This is a genomic window from Micromonospora sp. M51, assembly GCF_018070305.1.
Classification (GTDB): Bacteria; Actinomycetota; Actinomycetes; order Mycobacteriales; family Micromonosporaceae; genus Micromonospora; species Micromonospora parva.
The window spans coordinates 1-1,249 of the sequence record NZ_JAGPXZ010001169.1 but is presented as its reverse complement, the minus strand read 5'-3'; the positions used below and the strand labels follow the sequence as shown (position 1 = coordinate 1,249).

At 72.4% G+C, this 1,249-nt stretch carries 1 protein-coding gene and 1 pseudogene; both read right to left on the bottom strand.

The features are described from left to right. Nucleotides 1–123: 123 nt before the first annotated feature. Nucleotides 124–927, bottom strand: a complete 804-nt coding sequence (locus KBX53_RS33420) for a class I SAM-dependent methyltransferase (protein WP_210863851.1) — start codon at nucleotides 925–927, stop codon at nucleotides 124–126. A 51-nt stretch (nucleotides 928–978) separates the two neighbouring features. Next, nucleotides 979–1,249: pseudogene (locus tag KBX53_RS33415) on the bottom strand (ABC transporter ATP-binding protein); the annotation flags it as partial.

Here is a 1,249-nt window from a genome sequence, read left to right as displayed (position 1 = left end):
TCGCGGGGGAGCCCGGCCGGTGCGGTCGAGGCCGTCGGCGGGCTGTCCGGCCGGCAGTCGGGGGGTGCTGCGGCGGGAGAGGTACGGACGGCGCGACCGCGCTCCGCGCGGTGGTTCACCTGCTCAGCTCGGCAGGCGGCCCCGCGTGGAGACGAAGTGGTACGACATGACGGCGAACCCGGGGTCACGCAGCAGCCGCCGGAACGCGTTCAGTTGCTGGGGCGACAGCCCGGCGGCCAGCAGGTCCGGTTCCAACTGGCGGGAGTTGGTCTCGTACAGCGACGTTCCGGTCGACCCGCCGGACCAGCTCTGCGAGTGGGTGATGGTGTCCAGGTCGGTCAGACCGGCGAGGGCCATCTCGGTGTGCACGTCCTGCGCCCAACCCAGGTCGGCGCCGTGCTCCTCCAGGACACCCATCATGGCGTCCATGACCTGCGCGAAGAGCTTCGCGGCGTCGTCGGTCGGTGCGGTGAGCACCCGCTGCGGTGCGGTGCAGTCGAACTCCTCGACCACCAGCCACCCGCCCGGCGCCAGCGCGCCGGTGAGGGTGCGCAGGACCCGGCGGCGATCGGGGAGGTGCAGCAGCACCAGCCGGGCGTGGATCAGGTCGAACGCGTCACCGGGTGGCGGTTCGGTGCGCACGTCGTGCCGGCGTACCCGCAGGTTGCCCTCGGCCACCAGGTGGGTGGGGTCGATGTCGGTGGCCAGCACGTGACCGTCGTCGCCGACCGCGCGGGCGATCCGTCGGGCCATCGAGCCGCCGCCCGCCCCGACCTCCCAGCAGCTCGCGCCCTGTCGCAGCACCGGGCCGGCCAACCGGCGCGTGGTGATCGGATCCAGGAAGGACTCCAGCGCGTGCATCTGCGCGACGGCGTCCGGTGCGCCGTTGTCGAACGTGTACGTGTCATCGCTCGTGACGGTTGTCATCGGTGTCTACCTCTCCGAGAAGGGTCGGGTGACTCGAGCACTGTCGGGTGCCTACGGGGTGTCGGCCCACAGCCGAGGGGTCGGTCGGTTGGGTGGGGGCGGCGCGACGGCGGCGATGCTCACCATCGCCGCCAGCGGGGCCGGATCGCGGCGGGCCTCCACTGTCGGCCGGTCGTAGACCATCCGGCCGTACTCCAGCACCGCCACCCGGTCGGCGATCTCGATGGCGTGTTGGAGTTGCTGCTCCACCAGCAGCACGGTCAGGCCGTCGGCGGCGAGATTGTTGACCAGCTCGCGGACCCGCGCCGCCAGATCGGGCGAG

Bases quoted from the DNA above. Each gene is read 5' to 3' on its own strand.
- KBX53_RS33420 (WP_210863851.1), bottom strand. From the start codon at position 927: ATGACAACCGTCACGAGCGATGACACGTACACGTTCGACAACGGCGCA.